The sequence below is a fragment of the Paenibacillus sp. FSL E2-0151 genome, assembly GCF_037993015.1.
Classification (GTDB): Bacteria; Bacillota; Bacilli; order Paenibacillales; family Paenibacillaceae; genus Paenibacillus; species Paenibacillus amylolyticus.
In genome coordinates this window covers 6643942-6663215 of sequence record NZ_CP150308.1, presented here as the reverse complement: position 1 = coordinate 6663215, position 19274 = coordinate 6643942, and the positions used below count along the sequence as shown (strand labels likewise).

Annotated in this window: 14 protein-coding genes; 8 read left to right on the top strand and 6 right to left on the bottom strand. The window is 52.0% G+C overall.

The features are described 5' to 3' along the window. Positions 1-97: 97 nt before the first annotated feature. Both MHI55_RS29500 and MHI55_RS29495 read right to left on the bottom strand, forming a co-directional pair. Positions 98-679, bottom strand: a complete 582-nt coding sequence (locus MHI55_RS29500) for a hypothetical protein (protein WP_339190759.1) — start codon at positions 677-679, stop codon at positions 98-100. Between the two features lie 30 nt (positions 680-709). Next, on the bottom strand, positions 710-1243 hold the full coding sequence (locus MHI55_RS29495) for a hypothetical protein (RefSeq protein ID WP_076251808.1): 534 nt from the start codon (positions 1241-1243) through the stop codon (positions 710-712). Between the two features lie 230 nt (positions 1244-1473). Here MHI55_RS29495 and MHI55_RS29490 point away from each other — a divergent pair, with 230 nt between their 5' ends. The 5 genes from MHI55_RS29490 to MHI55_RS29470 all read left to right on the top strand — a co-directional run bounded on the left by MHI55_RS29490 (position 1474) and on the right by MHI55_RS29470 (position 9758). Further along, the gene (locus MHI55_RS29490; protein ID WP_339190764.1) at positions 1474-1971 is read left to right on the top strand and encodes a DUF6385 domain-containing protein; all 498 of its coding nucleotides are present in this window, start codon (positions 1474-1476) and stop codon (positions 1969-1971) included. Positions 1972-2016: 45 nt separating this feature from the next. Then, entirely contained in the window at positions 2017-3321 is a 1305-nt protein-coding gene (locus MHI55_RS29485) for a DUF6385 domain-containing protein (RefSeq protein WP_256720050.1), read from the top strand. A 78-nt stretch (positions 3322-3399) separates the two neighbouring features. Then, a complete protein-coding gene (locus MHI55_RS29480; protein WP_340387955.1) occupies positions 3400-5682 on the top strand; it encodes a glycosyltransferase in 2283 nt (760 codons plus the stop codon). Then, on the top strand, positions 5639-7609 hold the full coding sequence (locus MHI55_RS29475) for a glycosyltransferase (protein WP_340387953.1): 1971 nt from the start codon (positions 5639-5641) through the stop codon (positions 7607-7609). The genes MHI55_RS29480 and MHI55_RS29475 overlap by 44 nt, the downstream gene beginning before the upstream one ends. Positions 7610-7721: 112 nt before the next feature. Then, positions 7722-9758, top strand: a complete 2037-nt coding sequence (locus MHI55_RS29470) for a glycosyltransferase (protein WP_340387951.1) — start codon at positions 7722-7724, stop codon at positions 9756-9758. 304 nt (positions 9759-10062) lie between these two features. Here MHI55_RS29470 and MHI55_RS29465 read toward each other — a convergent pair whose 3' ends face one another. Genes MHI55_RS29465 through MHI55_RS29450 form a run of 4 tightly spaced genes read right to left on the bottom strand, consistent with a single transcriptional unit; the run spans position 10063 to position 14558 of the window. Continuing rightward, positions 10063-10734, bottom strand: a complete 672-nt coding sequence (locus MHI55_RS29465) for a class I SAM-dependent methyltransferase (protein ID WP_340387949.1) — start codon at positions 10732-10734, stop codon at positions 10063-10065. Continuing rightward, positions 10731-12272, bottom strand: coding sequence for a glycosyltransferase family 4 protein (locus MHI55_RS29460; RefSeq protein ID WP_340387947.1), 1542 nt, complete (start codon positions 12270-12272; stop codon positions 10731-10733). The genes MHI55_RS29465 and MHI55_RS29460 overlap by 4 nt, the downstream gene beginning before the upstream one ends. Before the next feature lies 1 nt (position 12273). Beyond that, on the bottom strand, positions 12274-13269 hold the full coding sequence (locus tag MHI55_RS29455; RefSeq protein ID WP_340387945.1) for a glycosyltransferase: 996 nt from the start codon (positions 13267-13269) through the stop codon (positions 12274-12276). Continuing rightward, a complete protein-coding gene (locus MHI55_RS29450) occupies positions 13266-14558 on the bottom strand; it encodes a hypothetical protein (protein WP_340387943.1) in 1293 nt (430 codons plus the stop codon). The genes MHI55_RS29455 and MHI55_RS29450 overlap by 4 nt, the downstream gene beginning before the upstream one ends. A 382-nt stretch (positions 14559-14940) precedes the next feature. Between MHI55_RS29450 and MHI55_RS29445 the strand changes: the two genes are divergently transcribed. From MHI55_RS29445 to cydD, 3 genes are read left to right on the top strand one after another with little or no spacing between them, the layout of a single operon-like run. After that, entirely contained in the window at positions 14941-16356 is a 1416-nt protein-coding gene (locus MHI55_RS29445) for a cytochrome ubiquinol oxidase subunit I (protein WP_340387941.1), read from the top strand. Beyond that, on the top strand, positions 16301-17356 hold the full coding sequence (cydB, locus tag MHI55_RS29440) for a cytochrome d ubiquinol oxidase subunit II (RefSeq protein WP_244898245.1): 1056 nt from the start codon (positions 16301-16303) through the stop codon (positions 17354-17356). The genes MHI55_RS29445 and cydB overlap by 56 nt, the downstream gene beginning before the upstream one ends. 1 nt (position 17357) lies before the next feature. Then, entirely contained in the window at positions 17358-19274 is a 1917-nt protein-coding gene (cydD, locus tag MHI55_RS29435; RefSeq protein ID WP_340387939.1) for a thiol reductant ABC exporter subunit CydD, read from the top strand.

The following is a 19274-nucleotide window of genomic DNA, read 5'->3' as shown; positions in this document are numbered from 1 at the left end:
TATCATCATTGCATCTACAATATAAAGAACAGCCGCTTTCGGTACTCATCCGAAGGCGGCTGTTTGCACGTTGCTTTGTTATACATCGTTGAACGAATCATACTTCCCACCAAGCAAAATAAGCAGTGGAGGCCATCAGTCCGCCAACCGAAAGTGATCCGCTGACAGAGAGGTTAATGGCCTGACCCGGAGGAACCACGTAACGGCCAAATTCATTGGACAGAAACGGCCCTGCTTGAAGGGGAATAGCCATCAATGGCGTCGCTCCTGAAGGTGTAGCAGCAGAGAACCGTACCGTGGCTACGCTGGTATTGCTGCTGGAAAGATTGCTGTTTACCGATGTTAGTGTGGTGGGCGATGTCAGTGTTCCATTAGCGCTCAGACTCATGGAACCGCTGAAGGAAGATAACAGATTGAGTGAGACCGTAATTCCACCAGAGAGCCGCGATACGTATAAGGTTTTCCCGCTCCCTGCGGGATTGGCCAATTGTACGGTGGCGATAACCGTTCCTCCCAGCAACCCCAGTGTTGTGGAGTTGGTGGAACCTGCATTGTACAGATTGCCTGTACTGCCAGCATTATTCTCCGGAGGTGCAACAATGCCGGGAGAAATATACGTGTTGGTGTTGGACGTATAGACGGGCTGGCTTAACGGGTTAAATACATTATTGTTTGGCACAGTGTGCACCTCCTTTCATCAGGGTCGAACTCAGAATTCCCACCAGAACAGATTAATGGATGCGGTCTGATTCCCCGTGCCTACGCTAATGGATAATGTTTGTCCCGGTGGAACAATAATGGAGCCATTCAGATCCAGTGAATACATTCCTGCGGTGAGCGGAATACTTGCGATGCTCGTGAAGGTTCCCCCCAGAGTACCTGTATTTTGTCTTGTGGTAACTACACTGGCGTTGGTATTTCCAAGTAACGTATTGACGGGCACTGGTGTGCTACCAACAGTCACGGTTCCTCCTGAATAGATAACAAGAGTAGCTGCCGCTGTTGTGCCTCCTGTGAGGCTGGATATACGTATTGTTCGGCCGCTGCCAGCCGCATTCAGGATCTGTAGAAGAAGACTCTGGTTGGAAGGAATTAAGGTATTGTTGGTCGTCAGGGCAAAAAAACTGCCTGCAGCAGCTGCACCGCTGTCTGGTGACGCTTCAATGCCCGGGGCTGAGAAGGTATTGGTCAGTTGAGTAAACAGGGGACGATTAGATTGGTTGAATACATTATAGTTGGTCATCTCATCCACCTCCCATAGACCAGATTAACTTATAGAGGTTGTTCAAAAAGTCCGCTTTTGATTACGAAGGGTGCCTCTTGATTCGCATTTCATTGTACTTGCAGTGTATGTGAAAAGAAGCAAATGGATTGGGGACTGAGCCGTATATCTGGAAATAACGGCGGTTGCCGTGCCCGTATATCCAATCCGGGCATACGATGCGTAAGCACATTTTTTAAGGGGAAATCGAGATGAGTCGAACAGCGAAGCAAAGCAAGAAGAGAACGAAGCAACCAACTAAATATGTCAGTCGCCGCCGCTCCCGTCATTCCTGCCGCGCTAAATTGCTGAAACCCCCTTGTTCCCGGATTACTCGTCCCCGGTTCAAGCAGGGTGCTTCCTCACGTACGAAACTCCCTGGTGCTATTCATTGTTTTACAGAGCATACGTATGTCGGAGCCGAAACCAGTAGCAGCATGGATTCACTCCCGGCACAAGACACCTCATCACTCAGCATGTATACCTATGGCGTTGTGAATCGGGGCAAACATCCGGCTCTTGTACAGATCCAGATCAGCCCAAATGCCGTGGATTATGCTGTGGACAGCCAGGAGGTGGTCGCGGGAGGCCAGACCAAAGCGCTGGTACCATTGCGATTTTTGCACTATACCCGGCTTGCAATTCGATCCGTTGAACCGGATCAGTCGACCCGGCTCGATGTTTACTTTCAGGCGCAGCGTATGCCATAAGGGAGTATGATCTCACAGATTTGACCAGGGAGGAGGACGAGGCACATGCCTAACTTTACAACGTTTAATACGAATCCGGATAATCTGAGAACGTTGATTTTTGGCCAGGATAGTACAGGCACAGCCCAGCCTGTCAGAACGGATACAAGCGGGAACGTGGTTGGCATTATTTTGGACGGAACCATCAGTAACATCTCAGGTCTGACCACGGTTACAATTAACGCCGGAACCATTACCAACATTCTGAACGGAACGATCACGAGTGTACTTGGAGCGACGATCACGGCAGGTACGATCAACAGTGTGCTTGGAGCCACAGTAACAGCAGGTACATTGACGAATTTGCTGAATGGTACAATCACGAGTGTGCTCGGAGCCACGGTGACCGCCGGAACGCTGACGAACTTGCTGAATGGTACGATCACAAGTGTATTGGGAGCAACGATTACCGCCGGAACGATCACGAGTGTGCTCGGGGCCACGGTGACCGCCGGAACACTCACAAACTTACTGAATGGTACGATCACAAGTGTATTGGGAGCAACGATTACCGCCGGAACGATCACGAGTGTGCTCGGAGCCACGGTGACCGCCGGAACATTGACAAACTTGCTGAATGGTACGATTACAAGTGTATTGGGAGCGACGATTACCGCCGGAACGATCACAAGTGTGCTTGGAGCCACGATTACAGCAGGTACCATCACAGGTATACTCGGAGCGACAATTACAGCAGGAACACTGACGAACCTGTTGAACGGAACCATTACCAGTGTGCTCGGGGCCACGGTGACCGCAGGAACGTTGACGAACTTGCTGAATGGTACGATCACGAGTGTATTGGGAGCAACGATTACCGCAGGAACACTGACAAACTTATTGAACGGAACCATTACAAGCGTACTTGGCGCAACGGTAACTGCAGGGACGTTGACAAATCTGCTAAATGGTACAATCACCAGCGTGCTCGGTGCTACAATTACCGCGGGAACACTTAGCAGTGTGACGTCCATTTCACAGAAGAGTTTTCAGGAGTCCCAACTCATAAGCACCCCGACCGCCAACACCTTCACAGCGCTCCCGGCGGTTACGACCAGTGTATTTGGCACGTATTCTTTCTTTGTATATAACCGGGGGCCGGGTGTAAACCGGGTAGATGCTCTTGTTGAGATCAGCGCCAACGGAACGAACTGGTACACGGATGTGACGACGGTAACGGGCATTTTGTCCGGGTCAGTCGATGTATTGGTACCGCAGCGTTTTCTCAAGTACACGCGTCTTTCCTACCGCTCCAGCCTAATCGGCGCACCAAGCACGATTGATGTGTTCTTCAATGGACAAGGCACATAACCCATTTATTTGTCATATAGGTACATGGAGTTCCTTTGGTGGGCTTCATGTACTTTTTTGTATTGGAGGGGGTTGCATTTGAAGAACCGTTTACTTGGAATCCATATGATCGTGCAAAATGAAGAACGTCACCTGCCCCGCTGTCTCGACAGCTTGAAGCATATAAGCACGGAATGTTTTATCACCGATACTGGCTCATCTGACCGCACACCTGAGATCGCCAGAACGTACGGAGCAACGGTGTTGCACGCCTGCTGGCAAGATGACTTTGCCCATGCACGAAATATCAGTCTGCCTCTGGCGAGCACGGAATGGGTCCTGTGTTTGGATGCGGATGAGTACGTTACGCAGGGATTGGAAGAACTGCTGAATTATTTACCTAAAGTCCATAAAAGCATTTCAAGATTACGTATTACCATAGAGAATCGATACGGTGAAGGGGTGGAAGAGAGGGTAATCTCCCAGCCGGTGAGACTATTCCGTGCTCATCAAGGATATCGATACAAGGGGCGTATTCATGAGCAATTGGTTCGTAGTGGCCCAAGCGAGCTTGTCCAAGAAGTGGCTGGTGATATGGATAAGAGCGAGACCTGTACAGGAGAACAAAGCCAATTGATCGAAACTGAACCGCTTGCTCCATTATGTCTGATTCATGATGGATATCTGGCTTCAACGATTGCGCAAGAGTATAAGCCAAGACGTAATTTGAAACTGATTGAGCGGGAACTCGCAGATGAGCCTGCACAGCCTTTTCACCTGTACAATCTGGGAGTAACGTATTGCCAGCTTGGTGAGGTCGAAAAGGCAATTGAAGCGTTCCGTGAATCATTACACCTGACAGAGCTGCTCGCACCATATCGACCTACACTGGTTAGGGATTATGCAAAGACCCTTGTGGAATCGGAACATTACGACGAGGCGCATGCAATTCTGGCTGTGGAAAGACAGCGTTATCCATCCTATGCTGATCTGCACCTGTTGTATGGGGAGACGTTGGAGCTGCAAGGTTTGGAGGAGCGTGCATATCAATCGTATGCCCGAGCAACGGACTGCCGGGAGGGAACAGCACGTGTTGGACAGAGTGATGGCAGCATCGCGTTAGAAGCGTCATATGTAATGGAAGCGGGTTCTAACAGTTACAGAGCCTATACCGCCATGGCAAGACTTGCACAGAAACGGGGATTCTTTAAAGAGTCTGCACATCTGTATGGGCTGGCTCTGGATAGCATGTTCACATATGCTCCGGCATGGGCCGGGTTGGCAGATGTGCTGCAACAATCCGGTAAAACGGATGAGAACATAGCAGAAACATTGCTCGCCAGATGCAGAGGAATCGAGAAATCGGGTCACGGTGATTCGATTTGTGGTGAAATGCCCCATTCATATGCAGTGACAAATGAGGATCATCTGGTGAAGGTGATTTATGTTCTAACAGGCTGTGGAGCATATGAACAGGCATTGAAAATGCTGGATACAGATGCGTGTACTGATCGTATCCATGTAGCGGATCAAATACATTGGATGTTATGTGCGAATAGGGTTTCCGAAGCGCTGCAACTGGCAGAAGAACACTGGAGCGTGGGGTGTGTGCATGAAGTTAATCTGCCGGCTGAGCACAGAATGGATTGGGCACTGGCTTGTTGGACCAACGGATTACGATTATCCGAGGCATTCCTCGCAACTACGCTTCCACAAGAAAAGAACGTTTGGAAGGTCATGGATCGACTGCTGGATCAGTTGATCAAAGAGCCGCGAAGCATGAAACCTGCTTCACAAGAACAAAAGCTTATGCAATGGGGTCCGCAGGCAGAGATGGTAGCAGAGAAGGTTGTGCAGCAAGCCGTAAAGACAGGACAGCTTACACTTGCTGAGCAACTGCATGAGTTGCGGGCTATGATGATGTGTGATCATTGGGGAACGACTTTAACTCGAAGGCGAAAGTTTGCAAGTCTGCTGTATCGTCAGGGGTATACCATGGTAGCCGCGAACATCCTGATTCAGTGCATGACCGAGAGTGAGCTGGATGCTGAAGGTTTGTTCTGGCTAGGTGAAACGCTGTATGCCAAAGGCCACAATGATCAAGCGCTCTCTCTGTTCGAGCAGGCATTGGAGCGGGAGCCTGATATGTGGCAGGCCCGAGCTGGAGCTGCTGTATGTTACTTGCGATTGGCAATAGAGGCGATTCGGAAGGAATTGGTTCGATCTCCTTCTTCAGGCGTACTCGCTGCACAACATAATGCACTGGAACAAAGGCTGCGAACGACAGAGGGTATGCCGTGGCGTACGCTTTTCCATGCAAAGGAAAGGAGGAATCAGCTTGCGAGCGGAACGAATTTCCCTATGCATGATCGTGAAGGATGAGGAAGAGTTGCTGCCTCATTGTCTTGCCAGTGTCCAGGGAGCGGTGGACGAAATTATTGTGGTGGACACCGGTTCATCGGATCGCAGCGCGGAGATTGCGCAGCAATATGGCGCGTTGGTTGTGCGATTTGAGTGGTGCGAAGATTTTGCCGCAGCACGGAATGCTGGCCTGGAGCGCGCTTCCGGCGACTGGATTCTCTTTCTTGATGCGGACGAGGCGCTCGATAGGGCTGCGCGGGAGCAGATCAGGAGCTGGACGTCGGTCAGCGGATGTGACGGATTGTTTTTAAACATTCATAACTATACAGGTACGGGTCAGCAGGGGGTTACCGTGAATCCGGTTTTGCGTCTCTTCCGTAATGCCCCGGAGCATCGGTTCGAAGGTCGGATTCATGAGCAGATTGCGGCGGCGATTTGCCGTAGGAATCCAGAGGCGGCTTTTCATGTGACGGACATGGTCATCCATCATTATGGGTATCAGACGGCGATTGTGGAGCGCAAAGATAAGGTGAACCGTAATGTTCGCCTGCTGCAACAGGCAGTGGAGGAAGAACCGGATCAACCGTTCCATCATTATAATCTGGGTGTCGAGTATCTGCGTGTGGGGGAAGCGGAGCGGGCATTGGAGACGTTTGGTGTGGCTCGGATGGGGATTGATCCTGCGGTGACCAGTTACGCGCATTTGCTGTTCAAATATGAAGTTCGTTGTCTCCAGCATCTGAATCGCTGGCAGGAGGCATTAGATCGCATCGATGCTGCGCTTGAACTCTTTCCAGAGTACACGGATCTGATGCACCATCGCGGGGTATGTGCAGACGCCTTGGGTGATGCAGATCGGGCAGAATATTCGCTGCGTGAAGCTGTCCGTATGGGACCACCTCCACCCATATATCATACGGAGGAAGGCATCGGCACCTATCAGACGTGGTATACGTTAGGGCGTTTACTGGAAGGAAGGGCGGATCTGGAGGGTGCGGTGGATGCTTACGTGGAAGCGGTACGTGCCAAATCGAGTCTGTTACCGCCGCTCTATCGGATATTCCGAATTATGCGAGTCTCCGGGCAGGAACATCAGATTCCAGCGCTGGTGAGGGAGCGTTTTGCACTCAGTTCGGAAGAGGCTACACACAAAGTATTGGGCATTCTGGAGCAATCTCGTTGTTATGATGCGGCTCTGCAATTGTTATTGGTTATATCCTCACAACCTTCCGCAGAGATGAGGGAGCGTTTATCTGTGGCGGAGGCGATGCTCCAAATCCAACAGGGAAGATGGAACAAGGCGCGTCTGAAATTGGAACCTGTGCAGCGGAAAAAAGGGCTACTCGCGATCTCGTCTGCACGATGGCTCGAACGTTTGGAGTGGATCGAGGGGAAGAAAGCCAACGGAGATGATCCATTGACCTTGTGGTTAAAGCGTAGTTCGCAGGCTGGGGCAGTAACGAATGAGGAACCTGCTGTGCAGACAGGGAGAACGGTTGGTCTGAGAGCGACAAAGAAGAAGGACATGGACTCCAGCATAGACGGAACGGTTGCAGGAACAGAGTATGATGGCTGGCAGGCCCTTGGACTGATGATGGAAGGATGTGTACAGTCAGGGAGATGGAAAGAGCTGCATAGCCTGATTCAGATGTGTCGACAGCAATTGGCTGGAGAAGGGTTATCGGTGGAACAGAGCGTTCGAGTGGGAGAGAAGGAGAAAGAGATGGAAGGGAAAAAGGAAAACGGGAAGGTGAGTGACATTGAGTCGTTCCCTGGGGCTTCGGATACCCTGACGGGAACAAGCTGGCTGGTGAAAGGATTGGTCAGTGCTGCGGACCATCATCTGGAGGTGTTCGCTCAGCATACAGATGGACAGAGGCACCGTTGTTGGCCTGTCGTTCAGCATATTCGGCTGGAGTTACCGGGAGCGGACGGGTTTGAGAGCTGAGAGGGGATCAGGCAGGTCCGGGGGTTAAACTTAATTCAGCGGGCTAATGGGTGGGGCTGAACTCCGTTGGTGAGGGGTGGTGATGAATATGGGTATAGGGATTAGTTTGTGTATGATCGTGAAGGATGAAGCCGGTTCACTCCAGCGGTGTTTGAATGCAGTCAGGGATGTTGTGGATGAGATCATCGTTGTAGACACAGGATCGGTAGATGATACAACTGAAATTGCCCGCCTTCATGGTGCCGTTGTAATCCGAACGGAATGGAACGGAGATTTCAGTGAAGCCCGTAATCTGTCGCTGACCGCTGCTACGAAACCGTGGATTCTGGTGCTTGATGCGGATGAGGTATGGGTACAGACCCCTCAGATGAAGACTGAACTCGTGCAGTTGTTAGCGGCAAGCAAGGACAACTTATGGGGGTACTGGATACAGGTCACGAGTCTGTTGGGTATGTCTGGTGAAGAGCGTGTGACAGATGCGGTGTGTCGTTTGTTCCGAAATGATCCCCGAATTGCCTTTCAGGGCAGAATTCATGAAGAGATTGCTTCTTCCATCATGGCTCTGGCTCCGCAAGGTGTGCTTCATTCTGGACTTGAAGTCATTCATTACGGATATCTGGAGCAGGTGATTACCGCCAAAAATAAAGGCGCACGGAACATGCAGTTGATTCGTTCCGCGTTGAATCAGGAGGGAGATCAACCGGAGTTGTTATATGCTCTGGCCGCCGAATGGTTTCAGCAAGCGAAGTATGATGAAGCACTCCGTTTGTTACAGCCATTATTGGCACAGCTTAAGCCGGAGTGTGGATATCACTCGGATCTGGTGCTGAAAACGGCTTACGCCTGGCGAGAGATTGGCAGCCCGGAACGGGCGCTTGCTGTAGTGGAAGCATGGGCGCCCCTGTATGAGGATTTTCCGGATTTGTTGGAGTTTGGTGCTGTACTTGAACTGGATCAAGGGAGAGAGGACGTGGCCTTGAATTGGTTAAAACAGGCTAAATCAGCTGCTTCCACGGCCAGCAGGTATACATCAGTCTCTGGTGCTGGGACCTATCGTAGCCTGACGCTGGAAGGCATGGCATATGAGCGGGCTGGCCGTTGGGCAGAGGCAGAAACCGCGTACACGGCGGCGCTGAGCATGCAACCCAGCAGCTTGCCTGCATGGCAGCGGCTGTTGTTGCTGGCCGCAGCCACAGGGCGGCCGCATGCCATCGCCAGCGTTGCCGCTCGGGTAAGCTTGCCACCTGCGGCATGGCAAGCGTTGATCCCGGCCGCGCTTGCCGCGCATCGGCCGGAGTGGCTGCTGCGCCATGCGGCGGCGCTGGCTGGCCCGCTGCGGGCACAGCCGCTGGCCGCCGGGCTTGCGCTGGCCCAGCTGGGTGAGGACGCCGCGGCTCGGGCGGCTTTGCAGCCCTGGGCGGCGCATGCGCAGCACGGGCCAGAGGCGGCCCTGGCGCTGTGGGCGCTGGGCCACAAGCAGCCCGGCGGGCGCAACGCCCGAGCGGCGGCTCGCCAGCAGGCAGCGCTGCCTGCCGAGGCCCACGCCGCCGAGGCGCTGCTGCTGCGCGGGGCCTTGGCGCGCAGCAGCAGCGGCCTGGCGTGCAGCCCGCGCCGCGGCGCAGCGCCAGGCGGCCCGTCCCGCGGCGCAACGCCAGCAGGCCCAGCCGCGCCCGCGCCTAGCGGCATGCTCCCGGCTGCGCAAGCGCTCGCCGGCGTAGGCGCCTGGGCCGCATGGCTGCGCCTGCTGCAAGCCCTGCCGCCTCGCGGCGCGCTGGCGTTGCTTGCAGCGCTTCCGCCTGCGGCACGCTGCGGGCTGCTACGCGCACCCGCGAGCGTCCGCGAAGGGCTGCTTGCGCTATGCGGCACGCCTGACGGCGCGCAGCAGCCCCACGCGGACGAAGTGCCCGCCTCGGAGAGCACCGCGCACGCGCTCCTCGCGGGCACGCTCGCGCTGCTCGCCGGGCGGCAGAACCTGGCGCGTGAATGGGCCGAATCGGCCCAACTCAGTGCGCGGCAACCTGCCGCTACAGGTCGCCCGGCGACGACAATCCCGCCGGGCCTGCAAACCCTGTTGCGCCTGACAGCACCCGGCGCAGCCTATGCCAAAGAGTACACCAACCAGTGCAACATGTTACTGGTACACCTATAATTTCCTTTAATCTTTAATCTTTAATCTTTAATCTTTAATCTTTAATCTTTAATCTTTAATCTTTAATCTTTAATCTTTAATCTTTAATCTTTAATCACTAATCTCTGTTTCTAGTCCCGAACCTCCAACCCCTGTACATCCCCACATATTCCCGCACTAGCCCATCCGATTGAAATTGCAAAAGCAACGGAGCTACCGGTAATCGGAGCATTGCCCGAACCGTGTATTGTTCCGTTGCTAATGGGTCGAGCCCTTAAGCCTCAATTTTCCACTCTGCACTTAACTCAACGTAACCCAATTCGTCTCAACCTTTGCATATCACCGCTCGAAAACAGCGGATCGGCGTGCCGTACATGTCAGACCAGATGGCATCGTCCGGCTCATCCACATTCAGTTTATCTTCAATGGTTAATCCGGTGACAGCCATGATCGTCTCCAGCAGATCCGGTCGCATTTCGGGCACATCGAAGGTAGCAATTAACTGTCCGTTTGGTTTTAGCACCCGAGCGAATTCCCGAAACGCCCGTAGCATCGTGCCCGTATCCAGATGCTCCAGTACAGAGATACAGAACACCCGATCAAACTTACCCGACTCGTACGGAAGCTGGGCCAGATTGGCCTTTGCACGATGCAATCGGTCGAGAGTTGATTCCGGCAGATCCTGAGCCGTTTGCTCGCCAAAATCAGAAACGATATCCAGTCTTATCGCCTCTTCAGACAAAATACGTTCATCCCAGTCACAGGCGTGAACCTCGCGGCAGTGTTCGGCAAGCCAGAATTTGAACGGATGGGAGATGCCGCAGGCTGCATCAAGGACCACATCGTCCGGACGTGCAAACCGCCGGGCCCATTCATATTCGTAGGGACGGCTCCACCATGCCGGATGCAGCGGGAAGACCAATGTGTCCGTTTTAGGGTCACTTTGCCGAATGTATCTTGATTCCATGAATTCCGTTGCCTTGGGCGTATCCATCATCCCCGAATTCCCTCCTTCAATCCTGTCTCTGCCAAAAAAGATTCCAACACCGTGCTCCACCGGCTCCGCCACCTGGCAAGATCATAGGACAGTGCAGTCTCGCGCGCATAGATTCCCAGTCGTTCTCGCTCGGCCCGATCCTGTACAAGGCGTACCAGTGCGGCGGTTAGTTCCTGCTCACCAGGAGGTACCAGCAGTCCATTAAAACCATCCTGAATCAGATCATTCAACCCACCAACATTGGAGGCAATTACCGGAAGTCCACAGCTCATCGCTTCCAGACAGGCATAGGAGGTGCCTTCCGAGAACACAGTTGGAATTACGGCGATATCTGCCTGATGGTAGGCCTCCCGAATATCCCGGAAATCATACGTGCGTTGAATGATTCGCTCCGCATGTGGATGAGTACGATGCCAGTAACGAAAGACTCTCCCGACCGTGCTGCCTTCGACCAGTTCCCCGGCAAATTCAATCTCCAGATCTGGAAAGGCTCCAAGTAGTTTATCCGCTGCCAGCATCATTGGAATAATACCCCGTTCCATGCTGATGCGGCGTGGATAGATAATGCGAATTGGGCGGGGAGAGGTTATACGGGCATCCACAGTTTCCTTTTCAACCTGTCCCTGAATCGGACCATTAACCTGATACTCAGCATCTGCTTCTACCAGAATCTCCGTAGCCCAATCCTTTGAATTCCGGTGATTATGAGCAAACCTATACGTTTCGCCATCTACCTCAGCTTCTTCCAGTTTTGATAACTGCAAATGGAGATCTACCGTTCCTTTCTCCTCTCGTTCTTGATCGCTATCTGTATCCCCACCTCCATCTCCGTTAGCCTTACCACTGTCTGCTTCATCACGACTCGTTCCACCCTTGCCTTCTACAGCTTGCACTCCTGATATAACTGCACCAGCACTGTCTACATGACTTGCCAGATCATTCCTCCATGCGACAAGCCATTCGTCTTCCTGTTCTTGCTCAAAGGTTCGCGTTGGTGGGGCAGGTGTGAAATAGGACGTATCCACTGCATTGTGAATCAGGACAACCTGCCTTGGATCGGTATAGGTGCACGCAGCCCGGCAAAAGGTCTGGAAATGGGAATCCACGGATACAATGCGCACGAGTCCATCCAGAGCCAGTTGAATATGTTCCGCGACTTGTTGTTTGGTCTCCAGTGGCAGTCCGGGACGATCCCAGTTAATGCCGTGACAGATGCCAAGACTGCCGGGTTTGTAGGTGATGGGTTGCCACAGACAGCTGGCATAGATCACTGGGCCGCGCGCTGCGGCTGCCATCCGGTCAAAGGCTTCCGGTACATTATCCATGTCGTACGAATAACCAAATACGTCAATCTGCTCCGTCCGAGTCTGGAATGCTTCAAAATAAGAGAGCTGATGAACCTCGGGAATATGCCCGAGTCCTCGGATGACACTGCACAGATCCAGAATATATCGCTCCAGTCCACCACCAAATACACGACCGAATTCCCGGTTGTACCCGTCGGTGAAACTATGCGTCAGAATACTCACCACGCCCATCTCACGGTCCCTCCTTCCAGGGAATCAGCCGAGGTTCCGGATCGAGAATAGACTCGTAATGTGCAAGATTGCCCCACTCACCGCTAGGATCAATGCGCTTGTAACGCAAATATTTACGAACCCGGTCCTCGAGACTGCCTGCCCATCCGAGATGCTGAACCTTCAGCTCCGTGCTGACCCCGGGCAATACGGTGCAGGACAAGGGAAGACGGGGAACATGATGATTCTGTTGTGGATAAAAATAGGGATATCCAGGCATATACCGTACAAGTGAAGCCGTATGCCGCTTGTGAAGAGACCAGAGATCATCTTCCCGGTAGTGGGTCCGGCCACCCCACATATCGTAGAAACGAAATGCAAACCAGTCCGCATACTCCTGATTAATCAGAGTGCGTATGGCTTTCTTGGCCTCTGAGCTGTACAGCTCATCCGCATCAACTGAGAGCAACCAGTCGGGACATGTTCCTGCAGCCGCTTGCCACAAGGTGTTGCGAAGTCGCCATTCCTCGGCGAACAGTGGTTTCTCCAATACCTCCAGACGGACCACCTTTGGATAGGCTTTGCATATGTCCGGTGTTCCGTCTGTGCTGGCATCGTCCACAATGACGATCTCATCCACGAACTCACTCAGATCATGCAATACTTCTTCAAGGTATCGGCCACGTTCATTGCGAACCTGGAGCATGGCGGTCAGCTTGTTGCCTTTGCTTTTGCGAACCCGACGAATGGAGAAGGGTTCTTTGAATATACTTGTTTCCTCATGTGTTACAGCAGCATTCTGTTCTGCCTGACCTTGTGAATCATTCCAGTGATGCACTTGGCTTCGGATGTCCTGCGTTGGTTGTGCATGATCCGGGGTGTGATCTCCATTTTCCAATGCGTCTGTATGTGTTCGATCGACTGTTTCGGTTGGCGTGTAAGTGGTTTCGGTTCGGATATCCCTGTGCACCATTGGTCCATTCAACTGTTGTCTACGCCTCTTCGGGTCCAGCATCATGGCACCTCCCCAAGCAATTGCTGTACAGCATGATCCAACAGCTCCAGCTCGACAATCCGGGCCAGCGCATCTTCATCCTCCAGTGCTGTCTCAAGGAAATGTCGGACTGCCCCGTGTCGTTCCCCTCGTAGTGCCAGCGCACTGCCGGATAATTGCTGATAATCCCGGCGACTAGCATCATCCTGAATATCGACTGCATGCACCAGAGCTAGTGCTTCTTCCACACGTCCAGTCTCCTGGTAGATGCGGAATTTCCAATGTCTCGCCGTTTCTCCGCCAAGTTCGTCCAGGATACGCAGGGCATTTCCGTAATCATCATTCATACGCAATAGTTCCGCTCGTACAAGTTGATCTTCTCCTGCCTCAAACCAGCGACATAACTGTTCATAATGATGCCGTTCTTGTTCATCTGCTGCACTAATTCCATACACCCGCAGGGCGTCCTCCAACTGTCCAGCCCGGGCATGGATGGCAGACAGGAATCGATAATGGGAGACCACACAATCACTGCGACCATTCATGACCGCATGGGTGAAGGCCTCTTGCAACGAATGGACGGCCCGCGGATCTTCAAGCAAGTACTCATAGGCTGCCAGCAAAAAGGATATCGTCTCATGTGCACCTGCTTTGGCACGGAGCTGACGGTAGAAGTCGGCACGTACACTGCATTGAAGCAGGGTGACGCTATCTGGAGTGCCTGACAGGATCTGCCGTAGCGCATGCAAGAAGAGCAGTTCGTAGTCCCGGAGAGGGACTTCGAGATCATCCTTTTGCATCGTACCCGCAGGTGCAGGGTCTTCTCCGCCCAGCCAGATAGCACGTACGCCTTGGAATAACAGCTTCATATAACGTGTTTCGGAGGATGTGCCTACCAGATCGGCGATGCCGACCAGTTTGGAAATACTGCTCTCCCATAGCGGAGATTCTGCTTCGTTTCCAGCAGGCTCAGGGAGCAGGGCAATACATAGCTCAGGCTCCAGCGAAGCCGTAGCTATTAGCCAGTAGGGATGGGCGACCACGGCTACGGTGCGAGGTTCCAGCAATAGCTGCTCAGCCTCAGGGAGGGAGATGACGGTAATGACCGGAGGTACATCTTCTGTTTGCGTCAGGCTGCTGACATAGTAGACCTCTCCCTCGATCGACAGCAGTGCAGCAATATCGGGATAGGGAAAGGATGACCAGCCTCCTTTGCGAGGGAAGAGAACATACCGGACAGGGGGCTGTGTTGTACTGGCCTTATCCAGGCTGGCTTCGGCGTCTTCACCTGGTAGTGGTGCAGGTTTTTCCATGAATAGTTCACCTCACCTTGACTGTAATATGGAGCGTCTACGCTCTGCATGTGCTTCATGCTTTCAATTCATATGTAAAGCCCTCCGGTACTTCGCATGATATGCCTGAGACTAACATATGGGCATTCCGTCCCAAACATGAGTATCTTCCATGAATAGATGAAGTTGGCAAGCTGTGATAAAAGGCTGAATTTTATCTTTTGTGTGACCAGGATCACTTTTTTTTTGCTCTAGAGAGGAAGATTGTGATAATTCTCACATGTATAAAATAGGTAATCTGGCACAATACGTTCATCAACGTATTTGGCGGACAGACAGCGAAGGTGCAGCTTCAATGCCAAATACGCATACTGCGAAGTGAACAGAAAGAAGGGGTAACGGTATGGATCCGATTATGTTATCGCGTATCCAATATGCACTTACAACGATTTTCCATTTCTTTTTTGTCCCGCTATCCATCGGTCTTGTACTGTTGGTTGCAATCATGGAGACGTTGTACGTTGTTAAGGGTAAGGAGATCTACAAAACGATGGCCAAGTTCTGGGGCAAGCTGTTCCTGATTAACTTTGCCGTCGGGGTAGTCACAGGTATTTTGCAAGAGTTCCAGTTTGGTATGAACTGGTCCGAGTACTCCCGATTTGTCGGGGACGTATTCGGTGCGCCACTGGCTATTGAAGCGCTACTGGCGTTTTTTATGGAGTCTACATTTATTGGATTGTGGATATTTGGATGGGATCGTTTGTCCAAAAAAGTGCATCTGGCCTGCATCTGGCTGGTGTTTGTCGGCACATTCCTGTCCGCGCTGTGGATTCTGGCAGCCAATTCATTTATGCAACATCCTGTTGGGTTTGAGATTAACAACGGCCGAGCCGAGATGAATGATTTTTTTGCACTCATCACAAATGGTCAGCTTCTCGTTGAGTTCCCACATACAGTCTTTGGGGCATTGATGACAGGGGCCTTCGTCGTAACCGGGATCAGTGCCTACAAATTGATGAAAAAGCAGGATGTGGAGATCTTCCGCAAATCGTTTAATATTGCGATCACTATCGCTCTTGTTTCTTCATTCGGCGTCGCATTCTCGGGTCACTTCCAGGCGCAATATCTGGTGGAGACACAGCCGATGAAGATGGCAGCCAGTGAGGGCACATGGACAACGACAGAAGATCCGGCGCCTTGGACGGTGGTCGCTTTTATTGACCCGGATAAACAGGAGAGTACGGGTGAGATCAAAATCCCTGGATTGCTCAGTTATCTGTCCTACAGCAAGTTCTCCGGTAGTGTCAAAGGTATGAAGGAGCTTCAAGCTGAGTATGAACAGACGTATGGACCGGGGGACTACATCCCGCCGGTACGGACAACATTCTGGAGTTTCCGCATTATGATCGCAGCGGGTGGTTTAATGATTGCATTGGCGCTATACGGTACGTTCCTAGCCATGCGTAAGAAGCTGGAGGTCGCTGGAAAGTGGTTTATGCGTCTGATGGTGTTCGCCATCTCCCTGCCGTTTATCGCCAATACGTCAGGTTGGATTATGACCGAGGTAGGAAGACAGCCATGGACAGTATTTGGCTATATGACAACCGAAGCCGGGGTCTCGCCGAACGTATCCGCAGGAACGATCCTGTTCTCGACCATCGCTTTTACCGCTGCGTATACGGTTCTCGGAATCGTGATGGTATACCTGTTCGTACGTGAGATCAAAGCAGGACCGTTTGCGGTCGAGAAGCCAGAAGATCACGATGAATCGGCCGATCCGTTCGGCGTGGATGGAGGTTATTCCGTTGTCACTAAGTGAGTTGTGGTTTTTGCTGATTGCCGTATTGTTTGTCGGTTTTTTCTTTTTGGAAGGTTTTGATTTTGGTGTGGGGATGTCTACAGGCATTATTGCCAAAACGGACCGCGAACGTCGGACTCTGATCAACTCGATTGGTCCGTTCTGGGACGGTAATGAAGTATGGCTGATTACAGCAGGGGGAGCGATGTTTGCTGCCTTCCCACACTGGTATGCCACGTTGTTCAGTGGTTTTTACCTGCCACTTGTAGTGGTGTTACTCGCCTTGATTGGTCGCGGTGTTGCTTTCGAATTCCGCAGTAAAATGAAACAGCAGCGCTGGCGCAAAACATGGGACATCATCATTGTTGTCTCCAGCGCGCTCTTGCCTTTCCTGTTCGGCGTGGTCTTTGCCACATTGATGAAAGGTCTGCCCATTGATGGGGAGATGCAGTTGCGTGCAGGATTCCTCGATATTGTTAATCCGTACACCGTGATTGGTGGCTTGAGTGTAACCCTGCTGTGTCTGGTTCATGGATTGCTGTTTGCATCACTACGAACAGTAGGTGATCTCAGAGAGCGTGCCTTGAAGACAGCGCAAAAGTTGATGCTGCCGCTGGCTGCACTACTCGCTGTTTACGCGTTAATGACGTATTTCATGACGGATGTGTTCGCCGTACGAGGCTGGGCTCTTTGGATCATGGTTGTACTTGGCGCAGTTTCGCTTGCACTTGCCGCATACTTTGTTCGTCAGAAGCGTGAAGGCTGGGCTTTTGGTATGACTGGGGCAGTGATTGCCATTGCCTTTGCCTCGGTCTTTATCGGACTTTTCCCAAGAGTGATGGTGAGTTCCTTTGGGGCGGCGTATGACCTGACTGTATACAATGCCGCATCGGGTGCGTATTCATTGAAAGTAATGACCATTGTAGCTTGCACATTGCTGCCGTTTGTTCTTGGTTATCAGATCTGGAGTTATTATATCTTCCGCAAACGTCTGAACGAGCAGCACCACCTGGAGTACTGATATGGGACGGGGGCTGATGAAGCTGCCGGGCATCCGGCCGGTACTTGCGCTGGCCTCAGCGCTGGTGATGCTACAGGCGATGACGATCATTATGCAGGCTAAATGGCTAGCACAGGCCATAACGGCATTATTTGAAGGTTCATCCGTAACGGAGCAGTACCCTGTACTGCTGCTGTTCCTGGCTGCTTTTGCCACCCGTTACGCCCTATCCTTCTGGTTACAACTCTTGACTTCACGATATGCGGAGAGGACAGGGACTGATCTGCGCAGACAGATGGTGGAGCAGTGGTTCAGGCTCGGGCCGCGTTATGCCAAGACAGAGGGCACAGGCCATCTGGTTACACTGGCACGTGAGGGAACAGCTCAATACAAGACGTATCTGGAACTATTTATTCCTCGCATGCTGGGCATAGGATTCACACCCATCGTCATTCTGCTGTATGTGTTCAAGCTGGATCTGATGTCCGGGGTTATTCTGATGCTGACACTCCCAATCCTGATCGTATTCATGATTCTGATTGGCCTCGCAGCTCAGCGTAAGATAGACGGACAATTCAGATCTTACAAAGCACTCGCTAACCATTTTGTCGATACCCTGCGGGGGCTGGAAACGCTAAAAACATTGGGACAGAGCAAAACACATGAAGGGTCCATTTTGCGGGTCAGTCAGCGGTATCGGAAAGCAACGATGTCTACGCTGCGCATGGCTTTTCTTTCTTCGTTTGCACTCGATTTCTTTACGATGTTGTCCGTTGCTTCCGTAGCGGTTGGTCTGGGATTACGTCTGACAGAAGGGCATATGCTACTTGGCCCTGCGTTGACGGTACTGATTCTGGCACCCGAATATTTCCTGCCTGTACGTATGCTCGGCGCTGATTATCATGCCACATTGGACGGTAAGGAAGCCGGAGCGGCCATTAATCAGGTGATTGAACGGGGGAAAGCTGCCGAACAGAAACAAAAAGAAGCCTATACAAATGTTGTTGCACATCCGGTTACGGCAGAGGACGAAGCTGGACCTACACCATCATTATCTTCGGGTAAAAGGAAAACCGCTACTTCGACCATACGTGTCATGTTGAATGATAAAACGGCTGAGGGACATTTAGCTCCTGATCCTGCTTCTGTTTCTACTACTCCTGAGCTTGTTTCTTCCTCTTCCTTAGTGTTCTCTTGGAATGAGAATAGTAGACTAGCACTAACGGATGTACAGGTACGGCATGATGATGAAGGTCCTTATTCGCTAAAGGATGTCACATTTCAGATCACGGGTCTTGGCAAAATCGGTGTTATTGGCGCCAGCGGAGCAGGAAAGTCCACGTTGATTGACGTATTGGCTGGATTTCAGCTTCCTACTTCAGGCCAAGTATTAGCCAACGGACAGCCTGTGACACAGGATATGCTTGAATCCTGGCGAAGACAGACGGCAGCTATCCCGCAGCATCCGTATATCTTTAGTGGAAGCCTGGCCGATAACGTTCGTTTCTACATGCCGGAGGCATCGGATGCGGAAGTGGCGAAGGCCATTAGCGCAGCTGGATTAACCAAACTACTGTCTTCATTATCCGGTGGGCTACATGAGCCTATTGGGGCTGGCGGCAGACAGCTCAGTGGTGGGCAGGAGCAACGCGTGGCGCTGGCAAGGGCCTTGCTTAGTAAACGAAACATCCTGCTGCTTGATGAACCGACAGCTCATCTGGATGTAGAGACAGAGTATGAACTGAAACAGACGATGCTGCCGCTGTTTGAAGGAAAACTTGTATTTTTGGCTACCCATCGTCTGCATTGGATGCCGCATATGGATCGGATTATTGTCATGGATGGCGGCACAGTGGCAGAGACGGGAACACATCAGGAATTGCTGGCAAGACAAGGCGTATATTATCAGATGATTCAGGCCCAGATGGAGGCGATATAA